This window comes from Burkholderia sp. AU33545 (assembly GCF_020419685.1).
Classification (GTDB): domain Bacteria; phylum Pseudomonadota; class Gammaproteobacteria; order Burkholderiales; family Burkholderiaceae; genus Burkholderia; species Burkholderia diffusa.
This window is the reverse complement of sequence record NZ_JAIZRQ010000004.1, coordinates 321,290-339,215: the sequence shown is the minus strand read 5'-3', so window position 1 is coordinate 339,215 and position 17,926 is coordinate 321,290. Positions and strand designations below refer to the sequence as shown.

Annotated in this window: 16 protein-coding genes; 9 read left to right on the top strand and 7 right to left on the bottom strand. The window is 63.2% G+C overall.

The window, feature by feature from the left end; translation table 11 throughout:
* Nucleotides 1–5 precede the first annotated feature (5 nt).
* A complete protein-coding gene (locus tag LGM71_RS15345) occupies nt 6–1,205 on the bottom strand; it encodes a glycine C-acetyltransferase (RefSeq protein ID WP_226115285.1) in 1,200 nt (399 codons plus the stop codon).
* A gap of 161 nt (nt 1,206–1,366) precedes the next feature.
* Between LGM71_RS15345 and LGM71_RS15340 the strand changes: the two genes are divergently transcribed.
* From LGM71_RS15340 to LGM71_RS15330, 3 genes are all read left to right on the top strand, one after another.
* Nucleotides 1,367–1,978 (top strand): helix-turn-helix domain-containing protein, encoded by a 612-nt coding sequence (locus LGM71_RS15340; protein WP_059680153.1) that lies wholly within the window; start codon nt 1,367–1,369, stop codon nt 1,976–1,978.
* A 130-nt stretch (nt 1,979–2,108) separates the two neighbouring features.
* On the top strand, nt 2,109–2,486 hold the full coding sequence (locus LGM71_RS15335) for a DUF2471 family protein (protein ID WP_059604597.1): 378 nt from the start codon (nt 2,109–2,111) through the stop codon (nt 2,484–2,486).
* 102 nt (nt 2,487–2,588) lie between these two features.
* Nucleotides 2,589–3,602 (top strand): tyrosine-type recombinase/integrase, encoded by a 1,014-nt coding sequence (locus LGM71_RS15330; RefSeq protein WP_226115284.1) that lies wholly within the window; start codon nt 2,589–2,591, stop codon nt 3,600–3,602.
* 139 nt (nt 3,603–3,741) lie between these two features.
* On the opposite strand, the gene LGM71_RS15325 is transcribed toward LGM71_RS15330, so the two are convergent.
* Nucleotides 3,742–4,923 (bottom strand): DNA-binding protein, encoded by a 1,182-nt coding sequence (locus LGM71_RS15325; RefSeq protein ID WP_226115283.1) that lies wholly within the window; start codon nt 4,921–4,923, stop codon nt 3,742–3,744.
* Nucleotides 4,924–6,744: 1,821 nt separating this feature from the next.
* Here LGM71_RS15325 and LGM71_RS15320 point away from each other — a divergent pair.
* Nucleotides 6,745–8,109 carry a replication initiation protein gene (locus LGM71_RS15320; RefSeq protein ID WP_059604605.1) on the top strand — a complete coding sequence of 455 codons (1,365 nt, stop codon included), beginning with the start codon at nt 6,745–6,747 and terminating at the stop codon, nt 8,107–8,109.
* Between the two features lie 90 nt (nt 8,110–8,199).
* On the opposite strand, the gene LGM71_RS15315 is transcribed toward LGM71_RS15320, so the two are convergent.
* Nucleotides 8,200–9,261 carry a ParB/RepB/Spo0J family partition protein gene (locus tag LGM71_RS15315; protein ID WP_059604607.1) on the bottom strand — a complete coding sequence of 354 codons (1,062 nt, stop codon included), beginning with the start codon at nt 9,259–9,261 and terminating at the stop codon, nt 8,200–8,202.
* Between the two features lie 23 nt (nt 9,262–9,284).
* Nucleotides 9,285–9,947, bottom strand: coding sequence for a ParA family partition ATPase (gene parA, locus LGM71_RS15310; protein ID WP_040138954.1), 663 nt, complete (start codon nt 9,945–9,947; stop codon nt 9,285–9,287).
* Between the two features lie 956 nt (nt 9,948–10,903).
* Here parA and arsC point away from each other — a divergent pair.
* Nucleotides 10,904–11,260: an arsenate reductase (glutaredoxin) gene (gene arsC / locus LGM71_RS15305; RefSeq protein ID WP_059604814.1), complete on the top strand. Its 357-nt coding sequence runs from the start codon at nt 10,904–10,906 to the stop codon at nt 11,258–11,260.
* Nucleotides 11,261–11,473: 213 nt separating this feature from the next.
* Here arsC and LGM71_RS15300 read toward each other — a convergent pair whose 3' ends face one another.
* Together LGM71_RS15300 and LGM71_RS15295 are read right to left on the bottom strand one after the other, a co-directional pair.
* Nucleotides 11,474–11,713, bottom strand: coding sequence for a zf-HC2 domain-containing protein (locus tag LGM71_RS15300; RefSeq protein ID WP_082728993.1), 240 nt, complete (start codon nt 11,711–11,713; stop codon nt 11,474–11,476).
* Nucleotides 11,694–12,290, bottom strand: coding sequence for an RNA polymerase factor sigma-70 (locus LGM71_RS15295; protein WP_226115282.1), 597 nt, complete (start codon nt 12,288–12,290; stop codon nt 11,694–11,696). The genes LGM71_RS15300 and LGM71_RS15295 overlap by 20 nt, the downstream gene beginning before the upstream one ends.
* A 373-nt stretch (nt 12,291–12,663) precedes the next feature.
* Between LGM71_RS15295 and LGM71_RS15290 the strand changes: the two genes are divergently transcribed.
* Nucleotides 12,664–13,218 (top strand): NADPH-dependent FMN reductase, encoded by a 555-nt coding sequence (locus LGM71_RS15290; protein ID WP_124629522.1) that lies wholly within the window; start codon nt 12,664–12,666, stop codon nt 13,216–13,218.
* A gap of 45 nt (nt 13,219–13,263) precedes the next feature.
* Here the strand turns inward: LGM71_RS15290 and LGM71_RS15285 are convergent, their stop codons facing one another.
* On the bottom strand, nt 13,264–15,507 hold the full coding sequence (locus tag LGM71_RS15285; protein ID WP_226115281.1) for a hybrid sensor histidine kinase/response regulator: 2,244 nt from the start codon (nt 15,505–15,507) through the stop codon (nt 13,264–13,266).
* 467 nt (nt 15,508–15,974) lie between these two features.
* On the opposite strand from LGM71_RS15285, the gene LGM71_RS15280 reads away from it, so the two are divergent.
* The 3 genes from LGM71_RS15280 to LGM71_RS15270 are packed head-to-tail and all read left to right on the top strand — an operon-like array spanning nt 15,975 to nt 17,909.
* A complete protein-coding gene (locus tag LGM71_RS15280; protein ID WP_040138947.1) occupies nt 15,975–16,343 on the top strand; it encodes a response regulator in 369 nt (122 codons plus the stop codon).
* Complete coding sequence (locus tag LGM71_RS15275) at nt 16,336–16,962, top strand: chemotaxis protein CheC (protein ID WP_226115280.1); 627 nt, start codon at nt 16,336–16,338, stop codon at nt 16,960–16,962. The genes LGM71_RS15280 and LGM71_RS15275 overlap by 8 nt, the downstream gene beginning before the upstream one ends.
* Complete coding sequence (locus tag LGM71_RS15270) at nt 16,959–17,909, top strand: GGDEF domain-containing protein (protein ID WP_059604628.1); 951 nt, start codon at nt 16,959–16,961, stop codon at nt 17,907–17,909. The genes LGM71_RS15275 and LGM71_RS15270 overlap by 4 nt, the downstream gene beginning before the upstream one ends.
* The last annotated feature ends 17 nt before the right edge of the window (nt 17,910–17,926 follow it).

Sequence of the window (17,926 nt, the reverse complement as noted above, 5' to 3'; positions counted from 1 at the left end):
CTCCGTCAGACGATGCCGAGCGACTTGCCGACGCGCACGAACGCGGCGACCGTCTGATCGATCTGTTCAGGCGTATGCGCGGCGCTCATCTGCGTGCGGATGCGTGCGCGACCGCGCGGCACGACCGGGAACGAGAAGCCGATCACGTAGACGCCTTCTTCGAGCAACTTGTCGGCCATGTTGGTCGCAAGCTGTGCGTCGCCGAGCATCACCGGGATGATCGGATGCGCACCGGGCACGAGCGTGAAACCCGCGGCGGTCATCTGCTCGCGGAAACGCACGCCGTTCTCGCGCACGCGTTCGCGCAGCTTCGCCCCTTCTTCGCTGCCGAGCAGTTCCAGCACCTTCAGCGACGCCGCGGCAATGCTCGGCGTCAGCGTGTTCGAGAACAGGTACGGACGCGAACGCTGGCGCAGCAACTCGACGACCTCGCGGCGGGCCGCGACATAGCCGCCCGATGCGCCGCCCAACGCCTTGCCGAGCGTGCCGGTAATGATGTCGATGCGACCATCGACGCCGCAGTGCTCGGGCGTGCCGCGGCCATGCGCGCCGATGAAGCCGACCGCGTGCGAATCGTCGACCATCACGAGCGCGCCGTAACGATCGGCGAGGTCACAGATGCCTTTCAGGTCGGCGATGATGCCGTCCATCGAGAACACGCCGTCGGTCGCGATCAGCTTGTGGCGCGCGCCCGCTGCGTCGGCTTCCTTCAGCTTCGCCTCGAGATCGGAGAGATCGTTGTTCGTGTAACGGAAACGCTTCGCCTTGCAGAGGCGGATGCCGTCGATGATGCTCGCGTGGTTCAGCTCGTCGCTGATCACTGCGTCGTTCTCGTCGAGCAGCGTCTCGAACAGGCCGCCGTTCGCATCGAAGCAGCTCGAATAGAGGATGCTGTCTTCCGTGCCGAGAAACGACGCCAACGCGCTTTCGAGTTGCTTGTGCACGGTTTGCGTGCCGCAGATGAAGCGCACTGACGCCATGCCGAAGCCGTCCTGGTCGAGACCGGCCTGCGCCGCGGCGATCAGGCGCCGATCGTTCGCCAGACCGAGATAATTGTTCGCGCAGAAATTCAGCACGCCGGCACCGCTGGCGAGCCGCACGGCCGCCGCTTGGGGACTCGCGATCTCGCGCTCGGTCTTGTAAAAACCGTCCGCGCGGATCTGGTCGAGCGTCCCGCGCACCTGGGCGAGAAAGGCATCACGCATCGCAAAGCTCCTGACAGGGATTCGCAATCCGCCGCGCGCCGCTCGTGGCGGCTGCGCAACGGCCTGCTACTGTTATAGTCGGTCGTTCGGTTGACCGCATTTATCCGATATTCCGAACTAGAATTCGAAATACCGAACAACTCTAAGCGAACGGAAACCAAATGGCAAGTTCCTCCGCGTCGCGGCGCACGCCTGCCAGCGCCGCACCGCAGCCGCCGGGCGTGACGCCGCCGCGCGTCGGCGAGCAAATCCAGCGACTGCGCAACGAGCGCAAGCTGACCCTCGACGACCTGTCGCGCGCAGCCGGCGTATCGAAGTCGATGCTCTCCGAGATCGAGCGCGACAAGGCCAATCCGACGATCGCGGTCGCATGGCGGCTCACGAATGCGCTCGGCATCACGCTCGACGAGCTGTTCTCGCAGCCGAAAGCGCCGGAGACGATCCGCGTGGATGGCCCACACGACATCCCGACGCTCGCCGGCCACGACGGCCGCTATCAATTGCGCGTATGGGGCCCGATCGACCTGGCCGGCAAGTTCGAGTGGTATGAACTGACGCTGCCGGGCGGCGGCGCGCTCGTGTCGAACGCGCACGAACCCGGCACGCGCGAGCACCTCACCGTGCTCCAGGGCGCGATGGAAATCGAAGCCGCGGCGGCGAGCCGACGCCTGAAAGCGGGCGATACCGCGCGCTACCCGGCCGACACGCCTCACGCCATCCGCAATCCCGGCAAGGCGGAAGCGCGCGCACTACTGATCGTGATTCATCGCTGACGATGCGAATAGCTGGCCGAAAGGCCAGTTGCGGAAAACACTGTATGTTTGTACAGTATACGGACATTCCGCCATGCATTGGCCGGGGCCGCCGCACCGAGGCGCCCGCTCCGGTCGACAGGAGCCTGCGATGACAGAAGAACAAGATTTGGCCGCGCTCAGCTTCAAGGCTGCCGCGCACGACCTCGAGTTGATTGTGCGCCATATAGCCGGGCGCTACATCCATCAGCGCGTCCCGCTGTCGTGGCGCCTGCTGCACGCCATCGAAGCCGAGGCACTCGCGGATCTCGGGTTTGCCAGTCGGCACGAAGCCGGCATGCGCCAGCTGTTCGAACGGCCGTCGGACATGACTTTTCCCGAAACGGATGATCCGATCGATTTCGGACGATCGAATGCGCTACCCGCTGTCTTCTCGTTCGCGGTTCTCGCGTATGAAGCGGCGGCCAGATCGCAGGAAGCGGCACCCAGCGAGCGCATTCATCGCCCATCCAAGGCGTGGGGTGACTGACATCAGGCCCTGGCCGTTCGGCACGGCGGCCGGCTCCCGCATTCTGCTGCCCGCCACGTTGCGGATAGGGCTACCATATACGCAACTAACGGAATAAACAACATGTCCCTTCCCACACCCTCCGACACGCCCGCACGCCCGGAAGAAAAGGATCTGTTCGACCGTGGTGCGTCCGACTGGATCATCTCGCCCGAAGCCGCGTTCGACGCATGGCTTGCCATGCAAGACTACCGTCGTTCGTCGGCTGACGTCTACCGCGCACAATGGGGCGCCTTTCTCGCGTGGCTACGTGCACATCAGAAAAACCTGGCCACGGTCGATACCGCAACGATCGCGAATTTCGTCAGCGAGCTTCCCATACGGAAAACGCAGCGAATGCGCTATTTGAGGCTGATCGAACGCGTGCTCGACCACATCCGGCGCACCGAGCTCGCGTCCACCAACCCGGCCCGCTTCATTGCTCAGGATGGCGAAGCGGATTGGCGTCAGGCACACGACAACGAGCCGACCGGTTTCCTGACACCGGCCGAACGCGCGAAGTTGCTGGCCTACCTGTTTTCGCCGATTGGCGTATCTGGCTCCGCATACTGGAAGGAGCGGCGTGACCGCGCGCTCGTCGCCGCATTTCTCGGGGCCGGCGTGAAAACCGGCGAAGCACGCGCGCTTACGATTAGTTGCATCAATGCAAGCGGAACGTCGCTGCAGATCCCGTCGACACATCCCGATTTCGCGCGCGAAACCCATCTGGCCTCGTTCGCGATCGCGTTGCTCGAAGCATGGCTCGTGGAACGCAAGCGCCAGGAGATTCCGGGCGAGCTCGTGTTTCCGGCATCGCACGCCGGGCGGCCGATGCACAAGGCGACGATGCTGCGCGCGATCGATGCAATCGTTGAATCCGCGGGGCTCACGTCGTCACGCACCGCGCGCGCGAGCCCGCAAACGCTGCGCAACACTTACGCTGCCGAACTGTTCGAGCACGACGTGCCACCCGAGCGGGTCGGCAAATGGCTCGGCTTCATGCGGCCGATCTCGTCGAACCGCCTTCATCGCGCATGGAAAAACTGGCGCGATGATCTCGCGAATGGTGACGCGTCCGAGCAGGACGGAACTCACTGATGCCGAGCCGGCTGCTCACGCGGCATGATCCGTGAGCAGCCTTGTGCGGCGTAGCCTCACCGTTTCACAGCTCCCGTAAAACCTCACCTCACGCGTCCCGAATCTCCTCACCTGTGCGATCCCTGTGCCGGGCGACACGTCAGTCGCGCGTAAAGCGCGCGACCGCTTCGAATCGGGAAGGCCAGGGCCCCGACGCATGTTCGCATTCGGGGCAAGACACTTCGAACCCGTCGTCGCCCTGCGACAATTCCGGTTCGCCGTCGCAGTGCGGGCACTGGGTCGGCACCGGAATCTCGTGGTCCAGTGACGTCCCGATCGCGGAAAACGCATCCGCATCGAGCTGACCTGCATCGGCCAAGCGCCGGATCAGCGCGGAAATCTCCGGATTCATCCCACGGCTCGCGCGCAGCGTATTCACGTCGCGTGTCGCACGGTCCAATTCGTCGCTCTGGGTGCGCAGCTGTTCCTCGAGCCGGTCCGCGCGGGCCTTGGCCGAACTCAGTTGCTGAAGAAAATCGAATTCCTTGCGCTGCACGTCGCGCAGGCCGCTCTGGTAACTCGACGCCATGCTGCGCAGCGAGTCCAGCTCGACCAGCATCGGTTTGACGCGGCGCTCGGCTTCGGCCACGGCATCCTTGATCTGCTGCGCATAGTGTTCGGTACGCTGCTGCAATTCGGCCTGGAGCGTGTCGATGCGGTCGCGCAGCGTCGCATTCTGCGTCTGCTCCGCATCGACGCGGGCAGCCATGACAGCCAGTTCCTTTTCAAGTCGAGCGACTGTGGTGAGCAGCGTCGCCTCGTTTGCCGAACCGTGCGTCGATTGCGAGGCCAGCTGCACCTCGAGCTCGGTCACACGCGCCTGCAGTTGCTCATTGCGGGTTTCGCTGCGCGTCAGTGCGCCCTCTAGGGTTTCCTGGCGAACCGTGGCGTCGCGCAGCCGCTGTTCCGCATCGGCCATGCCGGCGCGAACCTGTTCGCGATCGACATCGAGGCTTTCCCTGGCCGCTTTCAACGCCTCTTCATATAGCGCGCCAAGCAATGAGCCTGCCTTTTCCTCGACCGCTTTCGGGATCGCCGCACCGTCGAGCCGGATTTTCGAGGCGGAACGGATTCGTTCCCAGAAATGATCGATGTCCTTCGGAATGTCGCTGGCGCTGCCGGTCTGGGTCAGGTCGCGAACGTTGGCAGCCGATGGTCGGATACCGAGATCGAAGAACAACCGCTTGCACGCATGCAGCGACAACTCCTGGCGGCGCGCGCCGCTCGCACGGAGCGATTCCAGTTCTTCTCGGATGACTCCACGCATTTCATCCAGCGTCATGGGAGGACTCACAGACATTGACATGTTGCGATCATAACGAAATACGTATTTTTTGATACTTGTTTTCGCGCAGAGTGGTGAATTTACATCGCTGCGCACAGAAATCGGGGATGTGAGCCAATCCGGACGAACCAGCACTTCGATTCCGTGAAACAAAGCGAAGAAAACAAGGCAAGTCTTTGTTCTGGAAGCGTTTTCGGGTAGGCCCCGAAAAAGTGCATTTGTTTCACATGCCAGGCGTCATCGTAGCCGGCCGGTGTTCTGGGGTTGGGGTCTCTGTGGAAAACTCGATGACGGATGTCTTGAGAGTATTAGAAGTAAACACCCTTGAACCCTTAGTTAAAAACGTTAACGCCACGGCACAGCCTTATGTAGCAAGGCTTTCCGGCCGACAAGGTGAAGTTTTACGGGAACCAAGGTGATCTTCTGCGGGAGCTGAAGTGATGGGATTCAGGGATCTGCGTGAGCCGATGCAGGAAAGGTCGTGAGCGGATTCGGGATCACAGTGAAACACGAGATTTCCCAAAGGTGAGGTTTTTCGGGGCCACACAGCCACGGAACCCATGCTGTGCCTGAACGCACAGTTTTCTGCCTGTGCAGACATAGGTGAGCATTTGCGGGACCTTCTTCGCGCCCCCATTCTGCCCATCTTTTGGGCAGTTTTCGGGAAAGGTGAGGTTTCACGGGACTCCACAGGGATTTGCTGTGAGGATTTCCGGGAATCGACCGTCATTTTGCACAGCAAAAGTGCCCTGTGGAGCCTGTGAGGCCCAAAAGGTGAGGCTTTTCGGGAGCGAAATGCGGGTTTTCCTGCCCGGATGCCGATAAGGTGAGCTTTTTCGGGGCATGGATCACAGGCCGTCGGATGTCTTACAGGTGAGGTTTTTCAGGAGCGCAATTTGCTCAAGAATTGGTCAAAGGTGAGGCTTTCCGGGATCCGGAGCGGGGCGAATTCGCTGAAAAGCCCACCGGGACAGGCGGAAATCTGATTTTCCCTGTGCCACTTTTTGGCACAGGTGAGATTTTTCGGGAATCGGCACACGGCTGTCGCGTCCGCCCGAACACCGTAAAGGTGAGGTTTTTCGGGAGATGGTCGCCGGACACAGCGGAACGCCTGACGCACATAAGTATCGGATGTCATTGACATTTTTGATACCGCGGCGGTTACGGTGAGATTTTTCGGGAGTCGCTTCCGCGTCCGTTGGAATGCCGCTTTTGTCGTCAAGGTGAGGTTTTTCGGGAGCCTCTGGCTGCTGATCCCGCGTGGGTCGGGGATTCGTCGATATCAGGGTCACAGAATTTCGAGCCGATAAGGTGAGAATTTTCGGGACTGAATGGTTTCTGTGCGCTGTACAATGCGCGCCCGGGCCATTGAAACGTTTCGATCGACGTCGCGGAGTCCCTCTTCGGCGCGGGTTTCCGGACACCGATCGCGGTCGCGGTCGCCCCGGCAGACGAGCCTGTACATGCATACAGGGCGTTGCGGGCCTGTCCGCTCGATGCCGTGACAGCCAGTGGCGACCCTGTGACGAGGACCCGGAAGTGCAGTCGTAAAATTACGACAAATCGAAAGGTGAGCCGATACGGGAGCAAATTTCGCACGTATCGAGCACAGGCAAAAATCTGTGAATCCGCGCATCCCGCGACACGTCTGGACGAGTCCGAAACGCTTTAAATCCGGACCGGTGAGGGTTTTCGGGAGAGGGTTGGGGTGAGTGCCGTTTTGCACGTGCGCTTCACCGGCTATGGTGAGCATGTCGTTCTGGACGCATATCACCACAGGCGCTATCCTTCCGTGAAACTTCTCCTCCGACCTGACGCATGGCCACGAAGCGCGCCAAGAAAACCGATGTGGATGTGGTGAGTGCCAGTTCAGCCGAATTGCGTAAGGCCGTCGAGGCGATCGCAATTCAGCCGAAGAGCGGCAAGATCACGCTCCTGACCCGCAAGCTGTTCAACGTCCTGCTCGCCGTCGCGCAGCAGGCCGACGACTCGGGCGATACCTATCGCGCGCTGCTGTCGGACATCGTCGCCAACTCCGCCTTCGATTCGAACGACACCGCGCTGGTGAAGGAACACCTGCGCCGTATGGTGTCCGTCCAGGTCGAATGGAGCTCGGGGACGTCGAGCCAGAAGCCGGGCCGCAAGTGGGGGATCTCGACACTGATCGCCGATGCCGAAATTCTTGAGGATCCGGCCACGCGCCGCGTGTGGGTCGAATTTTCATTTGCACCGAAGATCAAGAAGAAGCTGCTCGACCCGGTCCAGTACGCGCGTCTGAGCCTGCAGTTCCAGAGCCAGCTGCGCAGCAGCGCTGGTCTTGCGCTCTACGAAATCTGCGTGCGTTACCTGACGAACCCGAGCCATCTGACGATGCGCGAGCCGTGGGAATGGTGGCGTCCGATCCTGTCGGGCACGCCCGATACGGAAGCCGGCGACGAGGCGAAGCGCGAGTATAAGTACTTCAAGCGGGACTACCTGCGTCCGGCGATCGCCGAGGTCAATGCGGTCACCAACATTTTCGTCGAGCTGATCGAGCATCGGGAAGGGCGGCGGGTCGCGGAGATCCAGTTCCGCGTGACCGAGCGCAAGCAGCCGATGCTCGCGCTCGACGAGCATCCGAACGTGTTCGACAGCACGCTGGTCGACCGGATGGTGAAGCTCGGGATTCCGCTCAAGGAAGCGCAGACGCTCTACGCGGACAGCGAGGAAAACCGGATTCGCGCCGCGCTGCAGATGACCGAGCAGCGGATGCGCAGCACGACGCTGCCGCCGGTGCGCAGTGCGCCCGCGTTGTTCAAGGACGCGTTGAAGAAGGGCTATGCACCGCCGGTCGAGTCCGTCGACGCGCTGCCTTCCGGCGCGCCTGCCGCGAAGGCCGTCTCGGCGCAGCCGGACGATCTGAAGGCACGTCTGTTGAGCGAATTCGCGGCGTTCCGCCGCAAGGAAGCGAAGGTGTTGTACGAGGAGCAGGGCGACGCGGAGCGCGAAGTGGCGCGCGAGTCGTTCGAATCGGAGGTGTTGCCGACGATGGGCTCGCACCTGCGCGACGACTGGCGCAAGCGCGGTCTCGATTCGAAGCTGGCTGAGACGGCCTTTTTCGACTGGCTTGCCCAGAAAACCTGGGGCGAGCCGACCGACGGCGACCTGCTGTCGTTCACGCTGAATCAATCCCGGGCCGCCTGAGGCCCGTTCAGGCCCCTCTGACGGGCTGTCGCCGGCCGCCCGCCCGTCCGGCGGGCCCGGCGCCTCGCCAGGCCCTGGCGGCCATTTGCATCAGTCCGACAGCAGCATCCGCTCGAGCTGCTCGAGGATCGCGTCGCGCTTGTCCTTCGGGAGGCCGCGCAGGCGCAGTTCGATGCGGTCTTCGCCATACGACTTCAGGTCGCCGACCGACTTGCCGCCGAGCTTGATCTCGAGACGCTGCGCATAGCGCTGGCGGCCCGCCGGCTTCGGCGTTTCCTGTGCCGCGACGCGGCCCTTGACGATGTCCGACACCTGGCGCGTGCTGAGATCGTCGGACACGATCTTGTTGATCAGCCGCAGCGTCGCCTCGGTGCCGCGCGCATTGTGATAACGGCCGACCTGATACGCCATGTTCGAACCGAAGCGATCGGGGCGTGCGACCATCTCCTGCATCACGCTTTCCGGCAGCTTGCCGATCGACAGCGCAACCGCGACCGTCGATTCGTCGAGGCCGAGATGCTCGGACAGTTCCTTCTGACTCTGGAAATGTTTGTCGTCGAGGAAGCGGCGCCAAACGACGGCGTTGTCGAACACCGTCTGCGAATCGCGTTGCACGTTCAGGTCGTAGCCGAGCTTGTAGCTCTGGATTCCGATCGGCACGTCGATCACGATCGCCTTCACCGACTCCTTGTTCGCTTCCTTCAACGCACGCACACGACGGCCGCCGTCGCTGACGAAATACGAACCCGGATTGTCGTAGTCCGGAATCACATGGATCGCCTGCTGCTGCCCTTGCTTCGCGAGGTTGACCGCGAGTTCGGCGATCGACGACTTCAGATAGAAGTGCCGCGGGTTGAATGGGCTGTGCTTGATCGCCTTCAGCGACAGCTCGATCACCTGGCCGGGCGCATAGCGGTTCTCGAGGCGCCACGCGCGATATTGCGGTGACTCGTCGGTCGGCGGATCGAGCAGGACGTCCGGTGCCGGCGGCGGCGCGATGTCCTTCTTGGCGGACTTCGTCGGCGCCGGCGTGGCCGTCTCGGATTTGACGATGCCATCGATGGCATTCAGCCGATCAAGCGCCGTGCGCTTCTCGCTCGTCGTGATATCCGGGCGCGCCTGGAATCCTTTTGCAAATTGGGAGGGTTTCATGCGACTCCTTTATGCGCATAAAGTCAGGGCAGCATGGCGACGATTTCGTCGGCACATGCGCGGATTTCCGCAGCGGCCAGCTTGGCGCCGCGATCGTTCATCTGCAGCACGGTCTGACCGAGCGCCATCGCCTGCTTGTACGCTTCCCGGGTCGGGATTTGCGTCTTCAGCAACGGGAAGCCGAGTTCCTCGAGTGCGCGCTTGAGCTCGCGGGTCAGCATGCGCTTCTCTTCCGTCTTGTTCAGCAGGAAGACGGCGCGGAGGTCCTCGTTCATCACCTGCGCCTGCTGGATCAGCTTGACCAGCCCAACGCTCGACCAGTAATCGGCCGGCGACGACGAAGTCGGGATCACGGCGATCGATGCGGCCAGCAGCACCACGCCGGAGACCTTCTCGGTGATCGACGGCGGGCAATCGACGACGATGATGTCGTAGTCGTTGATGAACTTCTTGATTTCGCGATGGATCTGGCCGCCGGCTTCGGCGAGGTTGACGACCGGGAACGGGATGCCGGCGTCGCTATCACCGGATGCGCTCGACCAGTGAACCAAAGTGTTTTGACCGTCTGCGTCGATGACGAGGACGCGCTTCCCTTTCTCATGGAATGCCGCGCCGAGGTGCATGGCAATCGTGCTTTTGCCGACGCCACCTTTTTGTTGAGTGACTGCAATGATTTCCGCGGCCAATTTTCACTCCTGTTTTTGGTCGTTGGAATTCTACAGGACGATATTTATATTTCAATGAAATTGTCGTTCGCCAACTACGCGTTAGCCATTCGGGCTATTGGTTTATGCGCATAAACGAGCGGGTGATGCCGGATGGCTGGCACCGGTGGACGCAAGGTTGCTGCGTTGGAGGATGAACGGAGATAGTCGTGACGACAGGCGGCTTCGGTCTCACGTTCGGCACGCTGATCGGCGCAATGTATCGGCGCAATGTATCGGTGCTGCCCTTTCGATCATTGAAGGGGGCTGCTGCCTTGGTGTCGGGAGTTTGTGCGCATAAACTTCGGCGGTATTGGAGAGCATCGGCGAGTCTGAGTCCTCGCGCGCGCGCCCCACTCCGATGACGAACGCCGCGCGGCTCAGGCCGATGCCGTGCATACGTGCCATGTTCAGTGACGAAGCGTGCTGGCCGTCCCCCGCTGTGTTTATGCGCATAAACGATCGAGCGGCTCGGCCGATATCAACGGTCGCACGGTCGGCAGACATGCATAAAGACAACCGTACGGCGATGCCCCGGACGCCATCGCATATTGCGCTGATGATCGTTCGGGGCCATCGAAGTGTCCGGGCCGACCGCGATATCAGCGGTCGTCTCCACCCAGGGACGCGATAGCTTTATGCGCATAAACCCCGCGACGGAAACATGCGGGGGCTCTGTGTCGGCGCCGGCACCACGGCATGACGATGAGCTTATCCCCCGGGCTATTCGCCGACGAAGAAGGCCTCGGAAATTTCCGAGGCAACGCACTTTATGCGCATAAACGCGTCAAGCGGGCTGCGCGCTCGTCGGCGCAACGCACGCTTTCTGCACGCCACACCGAGACTCCAATCCCCTTCCTCCCGTGTGCCGACACCCCGCCGAAACACCCGCAACCAGACTGGCTACAATACTGGCCTTTCTCATGCAGGCCCGAACGATGATCACGATCTACCACAACCCCCGCTGCTCGAAGTCCCGCGAGACACTTGCACTGATCGAGACGCTGAACACCACTGGCACGCCGGTGAATGTCGTCGAGTACCTGAAGACGCCGCCGACGGTCGAGGAACTAGAAGCGCTGCATCGTCAGCTTGGGCGCCCGGTGCGCGACATGCTTCGCGAAGGCGAGGAGCCGTACAAGACGCTGGATCTGGCCCGTGCGAATCTGACGGACGCGGAGGCCTACGAAGCGATTGCGGCGCATCCGATTTTGCTGCAGCGTCCGATCGTCGTGTATCGAGGCAAGGCAGCCATCGGCCGCCCGCCCGAGTCGGTGCGGGCGCTGTTCGAATAATTTTAGTTCGACGTATTTTTCTTATCGAATCATCCCGGCGCGACTGCGCCGGGATCGACCGACAGCATTCGCAACCGCCAACCACATCTGACGCCGCGCAGCCGACAGCCCGTATCGGCGCGCGCGCCCCGCGAGCTGCCTCGAGCGTCGACCTACGACGTCAACAACGACATCGCCAACTGCAAAGCGCAACCTCAGACCGACATCGGCAACCTAGCCCTCTCGCCCGTCGCCCGACGATTCATCCCGATCACCCCCCGCTTCATCCCCAGTCCCCCGCCCCGCCGCCGCATGCGCCGCCGTTCGCAGCAGCGCGATCTGCTCGCGATATGCGCGGCATCCACTGCAAGCCGGCAGATGCACGTGCACCTGCATGCGCTCATGGAGCGTCAACGCTCGGTCGAGCGCATCCGAGAGCAGTCGCGTCACGTCTTTACATTTCCCTAGCAGCATCTTCGGTCGTCAGTCCTTTTTCGCTCAGGCAGGTGCGCAGGCGCGTGCGCGCCCGATACAGCAGCACGCTGCAATGATTCGTCGTCAACGTAAGTTCGCTGCAGATGTCGGCAATCTCGACGTCGAGGAATTCGCGCATCATGAACACGCGTCCGATGTGTTCCGGCAGTTGGTCGAGGCAGGCCTGGAACAGCGTCCAGAACTGCTGTTGCCGCAACAGCGTCTCGGGGCCCGCCCACGGTTGCGGCTTCGTGTGCGCGGCCCAGTGCCCGTTTTCCTTGAACAACTCGCGATCGAGCACGGATTCGCCGTCGAGCTCCGCATCGAGTGCGGACAGACTCACCGTCCGCTGCCGTACACGCAGAATGTCGATCAGCTTGTTGCGCAGGATGCCGAATACCCAGGTCTTGTGGGCCGACCGTCCCGCGAACTCGCCCGCATGCGTCCACGCAGCGGTCAGCGCTTCCTGCACGGCATCCTCGGCCGCATCGGCATCGCGTAGCTGGAGTCGTGCAAAGCGCAACAGGTCGCGGCGCAGTTGCGCGAGATAGGCAGGGTCGTCGTATGCGGACGGCATGGCGGATCGGGAGCCTTACGAAGCGGAGGCGATCGTGTGCGCGCCACCGGGCGGGCGCATCGCGGTGCGAGCAGTTTACTGGGCGAGACGCCGCGCTGCAACGGATGTTCCGTCACGAATTCATGAAGCCGGTCGGCGCGCTGCGCTATGCTTTCCGGAGCCCCGCGTCGCGCGTTGCGAAATTGCGACGCGGGCGTTCTGTAACATCAGATCATAACGGTCAAGTTATCCACAATTTCTGTGGAAAACCTTGTGGAAAGTCGGCTGGTTTGCCCCGTGGGACGGCTCGCGGGCTGGCTTGCCTATAAACAGACCTTTTTTGCCTGTTCGGAATCAATCGATCCGATTCCTCACTCACCGGAAGGAGAAAGCCATGTCCTATCGTGTTGCAGTCGTCGTCGGCAGCCTGCGTCGCGGTTCCTGGAACCGCGCGCTCGCGCATGCCGCAATCTCGCTCGCCCCCGCCGATTTCTCTTTCGAATTCGTCGAGATCGGCGAACTGCCGCTGTACAGCCAGGACTACGACACGGATTTTCCGGAAGTCGCGAAGCGCTTCAAGCAGTCGATCGAAGCGGCAGACGCACTGCTGTTCGTCACGCCCGAATACAACCGTTCGATCCCGGGCGTGCTGAAGAACGCGCTCGACTGGGGCTCGCGCCCGTGGGGGCACAACTCGTGGTCCGGCAAGCCGGGCGCCGTGCTGGGCACGTCGCCGGGCGCGGTCGGTACCGCGCTCGCGCAGCAGCACCTGCGCAACGTGCTCGCGTATCTCGACGTGAAGATGCTCGGGCAGCCGGAAATGTTCATCAAGCATGACCCGGCGCGCATCGACGACGAGGGGCAGATCGTCAGCGAGGACACCCGCAAGTTCCTGCAGGGTTTCGTCGATCGCTACGTCGACTGGGTGCGCGTGCTGAAGGCGGCCTGATCGCCGTCCCCTTCCCGCGGCCGGCGCCGGCCCGCATGCCGCGGGTCAGGCGCCGGCGTGCCGCGCATCGCGCGCTTCGCGAATGCCGAGCAGGATCTCGTCGAGCAGCGCGATGTCGAACGGCTTCGACAGCACGCGCACGTTGACGGTACGCGTGCGGTCGAGTTCCTCCGCGTATCCCGTGACCAGGATCACGGGCAGCTTCCCCGGCCGCTTGTCGATCGCTTCGGCGAGATCGATGCCGTTCAGGCGGCCCGGCATGTGGATATCCGAGATCACCAGATCGAATGCGTCGTTCGCGGCCGCGCCCTCGATCAGGCGCAACGCGTCGTCGGCGGTGGGTGCGTAGGTGACGCGGTGCCCGAGTAGCGTCAGCAGCGCTTCGGTGCCGGCTGCGACTTCACTGTTGTCCTCCACCAGCAGCACATGCAGGCCCGCCAGCGTGCCGGCGTCGTGCGAGACGGGCTGTGACCGCGGGACGATGTCCTCGACGCGTGCGCGCGGCAGGTAAAGGCGCACCGACGTCCCGGCGCCGACTGCGCTGTCGATCGTCGCGAGGCCGCCCGAGCGCTCGCAGAACGCGAACACTTGCGGCAGCCCGAGCCCCGTTCCCATTCCCTGCGCCTTCGTCGTGAACAGCGGCTCGAACGCGCGCGCGAGCACGTCGGGCGCCATGCCCGAGCCCGTATCGTCGAGCGAGATCTGAACGAAGTCGCCGATCAGCGGAAAGCCGTCCTCGCGGCGCAGCGTCACGTTGCGCGCGCCGACCGTGAAGCGGCCGCCAACCGTCATCGCATCGCGCGCGTTGACGGCGAGATTGATCACCGCGAGCTCGAGCTCCGCGACATCGACCCGGATCGGCCAGATGCCGGGCTCGATCGCGACGACCAGCGACGACTTCGAACCGAGCGACGTCTTCAGCAGTTCGCGGCACGTGCCGAGCCACTGGCCGACGTCGATCGTTTCGTTGTGCAGCGGCTGCTTGCGCGCGACGCCGAGCAACTGGCGCGTGAGCGACTGGCCGTTCTTCAGCGCGCGTTCGATCGCGCCGAGTTCCTTGTCGAGGTGCTGGACGCCGCGTCGCCGCGCGATCTGCACGTTGCTCGAGATGATCATCAGCAGGTTGTTGAAGTCATGCGCGACGCTGCCGACCAGGTTGCCGAGCGCCTGCATCTTGCGCGACTGCCGGTATGCCGATTCGATCGAGCGCCGCATCGACGCTTCGGCCTGCCAGCGGTCCCAGGCTTCCTCTTCCGCCTTCAACCGCTTCAGCGACAGCCAGATCACCGACCACAGCGCGATCGACGGCGCGAACATCGAGATGAACAGCACGCTCAGGTGTTCGTACCATTCATGCCAGATCGCGGAGGTGCGGTACGCACACGTCACGTACACGGGGTAGCTGCCGACCTGGCGGTACGCGACGATCTCGCTGCTGGCGCCGTCGTGGCGCACGCGCACGACGCCCGCGCGCGGATCGTTGCGCGCGTTGCCGAACGTGGCCGTGAGATCGGTATGCGCGAGCGATGGCGGCGGTGGATACGACGCGATCACCGCGCCGTCGGAGCGCGCGAGCGCCATCGTCATCGGCGTGGCCGCGCCGCCGAGCAGGTCGCGGTAGAACGCATTGAAATACGAAGACTTCAGCGCGATCGACACCATCCCGGCGAACGAACCGTCGCTGTGGCGTCGCGCGACGCCCGTGTTGAACACGGGGATGTTCTCGAGCTTGAGCGGCCCCATCATCAGCTTCGAGATGTGCTCGATCACCTTGCCGTCGCGGATGCCGGCGAAGTCGTCGCGGTATGCGATCGACGCATAGGGCGCCGGATAGTAGAGGCTGTTCGCGAGCAGCATCCCGCTTGCACCGAAGATCGACACCGCGGCCACCTGCGGATAGCCGCCGCCGATCGTGTTCAGCGCTTCGTGGATGTCGGATTCGTGGCGGCGCACGGTGGCGTCGTCCATGTCCTGCACGAGGTCGACGATGCGCGCATCGAGCGTCTCGCTCAGGTCGAACACCTTGAGCGCATGCTCCTCGGCGACGCGCACGGTGCGCATCGTCACGTCGCTCGCCGCGGCCTCGCGTGCCGTCAGGTCGTTGTACGCCATGACCGACACGTAGATGCACGGCAGCACGATCGCCGCGACCAGCAGCACGATCAGCGTCACGCGCCGGACAGCGAAATCGTGCTCGGGTGCGCCGGACGCATAGCTGCCGTCGTCCTGCCAGTCGTCGGCGGGCGGGGAGGCGGGTGTGCGGGAGTCGGCGGGACGTTCGGACGTCATTGAGGAATGCGGGCCAGGCTGAGATGTTCAATCATAAACGAGTTGCGCTTGCTCGCCGTACCGGCGCACGGATGTGCAACCTGATGATTCCGACAGGTGCGAAATGAAAGTTTGAAAACGCTATGAATCCGGCAGCGCAAACGTACACAAGGAAAAATTTTGCGTGCTTATCTTGAAAATGGCCGCGACTGTTTTCGGAATGCCGCGCGATCGAACCGATTCTGTTCGAAATGGTGAAAATGGCGAGTTGCACTGCCCTCGGTTTACTCAGAGAATCGCGCCTTGCTTTCCCTATGACAGATATATGCGCCCGCCGGCGTTCGCGGCGCGGTGTGTCGCGTGCCTCGCGCCGCGACGCCCACGCGCGGCCGCACGGTGGGGCCCACGCTTGATTGCATGGCGCCTCAAGAAGTGCGCCGCGCAGTCGTTAACGCGAGAGAGACCATTCCGTATACCGCTTCGCCGCCATGCCTTTGCCGATCGTGATCGCCGACGACTCCTTGCTCGCTCGCAAACTTCTGACAAAGGCACTGCCGGGAGACTGGGACGTCGACGTCGCGTATGCGGCGAATGGTCGCGAGGCTCTGGCGCTCTATCGTGACGGCAAAGCTTCCGTGATGTTTCTGGACCTGACGATGCCCGACATGAACGGCTATCAGGTGCTCGAGACACTGCGCCACGAAGATCTGAACACGTTCGTGATCGTGGTATCCGCCGATATTCAGCCGCAGGCGCAAGCACGCGTGCGCGAGCTGGGCGCGATCGCATTCGTTGCCAAGCCCGTGACGTCGGAGGCGTTGCTGCCCATTCTCAAGGAGTATGGGTTGTATGCCTGAATCGGTGTTCACGGCGGAGCAACGCGACGCGTTGCAGGAGATCGCCAACCTCGCGATGGGCCGAGCCGCCGCACGGCTCGCGCTCCTGCTCGGGCATTTCATCGAGCTCTCGGTACCGCGCGTGCGCGTCGTGAAGGCCGCCGATGCGTGCGACGCGCTGCGCGAGATGACGGGCATCCACGAGAACGTGACAGCCGTGCGCCAGGGATTCCGTTCCGACATCAAGGGCGAGGCGATCGTGCTGTGCCGCAGCGCGGGCGTCGCGCGGCTCATGTCGCTGATGGACCGCACGTTCGGCGACGGCGTGTACGCCGGCATGGCCACGCAGGACGAACTCGTGTTCGATGTCGCGAACGTGCTGATGAGCGCGTGCGTCGCGTCGATTCTCGACGAACTCGGCCGCAAGCCCGTGTTCTTCCCGCCGGGGCTGCTCGGCGCGAACGTGTCGTTCGACGACGTGTTCCAGCCCACCGCGCTCGCATGGAGCGTCGCGCTGCTGCTCGAAGTGAACTTCGGCCTCGAGGATCACGCATTCCGCGCACATTTCGTGATGCTGATGGCCGAGGATTCGATCCGGCTGATGGGCGACGCGCTCGACGCGTTGCTGTCCGCGCTATGACCGCTACCCCGATCACCACCGCCGCGTCGCTGAGCGACCTCGTGATCGAACGGGTCGGCTTCGGCCTGTTCGTGCTCGACCGCACGATGAACGTGCTGATGTGGAATCGCTTCATGCAGGACCACAGCGGTATCCCGGCTGCCGACGTGATCGGCCGCAACCTGTTCGACCGCTTTCCGGAACTGCCGCGCGCATGGCTCGAACGCAAGCTCGAGAGCGTGTTCCAGCTCGGCAGTTTCGCATTCAGCTCGTGGGAGCAGCGGCCCTACCTGTTTCGCTTCGAACACGACCGGCCGATCACCGGCGGCGTCGACTACATGCAGCAGGACTGCACGTTCATGCCGCTCACGCGTGGCCGCGAAGTCGAGGCCGTGTGCGTGACGATCTCGGACGTCACGCACGTGAGCGTGATGCAGCGCGAGCGCGAGGAGGCGGTCGCGAAGCTGCGCGAGCATGCGAATCGCGACGGTCTTACCGGCATCGCGAACCGTCGTTTCTTCGAGGCGCGGCTCGGCGACGAGTTCGCGCGCTGGCAGCGCTACGGCGGTGACCTGTCGGTGCTGCTATTCGATCTCGACCACTTCAAGACGATCAACGACCGGTTCGGGCATGCGGCCGGCGACGCGGTATTGCGCGAGACGGCGCGCCGCGTCGCTTCGATCGTGCGCGCGCAGGATACGTTCGGCCGCTTCGGCGGCGAGGAATTCGCGCTGCTGCTGCCGTGCACGAATCTCGACGAGGCGATGCGGGTGGCCGACAAGGTGCGCGACGCGATCGGCAGCACGCCGGTCGACGCGGAAGGCGTCAGCGTGCCGGTGACGGCGAGCGTCGGCTGCGCGTGCGCGACGGCGGGCGCGTTGGCGTTCGACACGCTCGTCAACGAGGCCGACACCGCGCTCTATCGCGCGAAGCGGCTCGGGCGCGATCGGTCGGTCGCCTACGCGTAACCGCCGCGCCGCCGCTT

Bases quoted from the DNA above. Each gene is read 5' to 3' on its own strand.
- LGM71_RS15290 (WP_124629522.1), top strand. From the start codon at position 12,664: ATGTCCTATCGTGTTGCAGTCGTCGTCGGCAGCCTGCGTCGCGGTTCC.
- arsC (WP_059604814.1), top strand. From the start codon at position 10,904: ATGATCACGATCTACCACAACCCCCGCTGCTCGAAGTCCCGCGAGACA.
- LGM71_RS15340 (WP_059680153.1), top strand. From the start codon at position 1,367: ATGGCAAGTTCCTCCGCGTCGCGGCGCACGCCTGCCAGCGCCGCACCG.
- LGM71_RS15275 (WP_226115280.1), top strand. From the start codon at position 16,336: ATGCCTGAATCGGTGTTCACGGCGGAGCAACGCGACGCGTTGCAGGAG.
- LGM71_RS15270 (WP_059604628.1), top strand. From the start codon at position 16,959: ATGACCGCTACCCCGATCACCACCGCCGCGTCGCTGAGCGACCTCGTG.
- LGM71_RS15330 (WP_226115284.1), top strand. From the start codon at position 2,589: ATGTCCCTTCCCACACCCTCCGACACGCCCGCACGCCCGGAAGAAAAG.
- LGM71_RS15300 (WP_082728993.1), bottom strand. From the start codon at position 11,713: ATGCTGCTAGGGAAATGTAAAGACGTGACGCGACTGCTCTCGGATGCG.
- LGM71_RS15280 (WP_040138947.1), top strand. From the start codon at position 15,975: ATGCCTTTGCCGATCGTGATCGCCGACGACTCCTTGCTCGCTCGCAAA.
- LGM71_RS15320 (WP_059604605.1), top strand. From the start codon at position 6,745: ATGGCCACGAAGCGCGCCAAGAAAACCGATGTGGATGTGGTGAGTGCC.
- LGM71_RS15295 (WP_226115282.1), bottom strand. From the start codon at position 12,290: ATGCCGTCCGCATACGACGACCCTGCCTATCTCGCGCAACTGCGCCGC.
- LGM71_RS15315 (WP_059604607.1), bottom strand. From the start codon at position 9,261: ATGAAACCCTCCCAATTTGCAAAAGGATTCCAGGCGCGCCCGGATATC.
- LGM71_RS15335 (WP_059604597.1), top strand. From the start codon at position 2,109: ATGACAGAAGAACAAGATTTGGCCGCGCTCAGCTTCAAGGCTGCCGCG.
- LGM71_RS15285 (WP_226115281.1), bottom strand. From the start codon at position 15,507: ATGACGTCCGAACGTCCCGCCGACTCCCGCACACCCGCCTCCCCGCCC.
- LGM71_RS15345 (WP_226115285.1), bottom strand. From the start codon at position 1,205: ATGCGTGATGCCTTTCTCGCCCAGGTGCGCGGGACGCTCGACCAGATC.
- LGM71_RS15325 (WP_226115283.1), bottom strand. From the start codon at position 4,923: ATGACGCTGGATGAAATGCGTGGAGTCATCCGAGAAGAACTGGAATCG.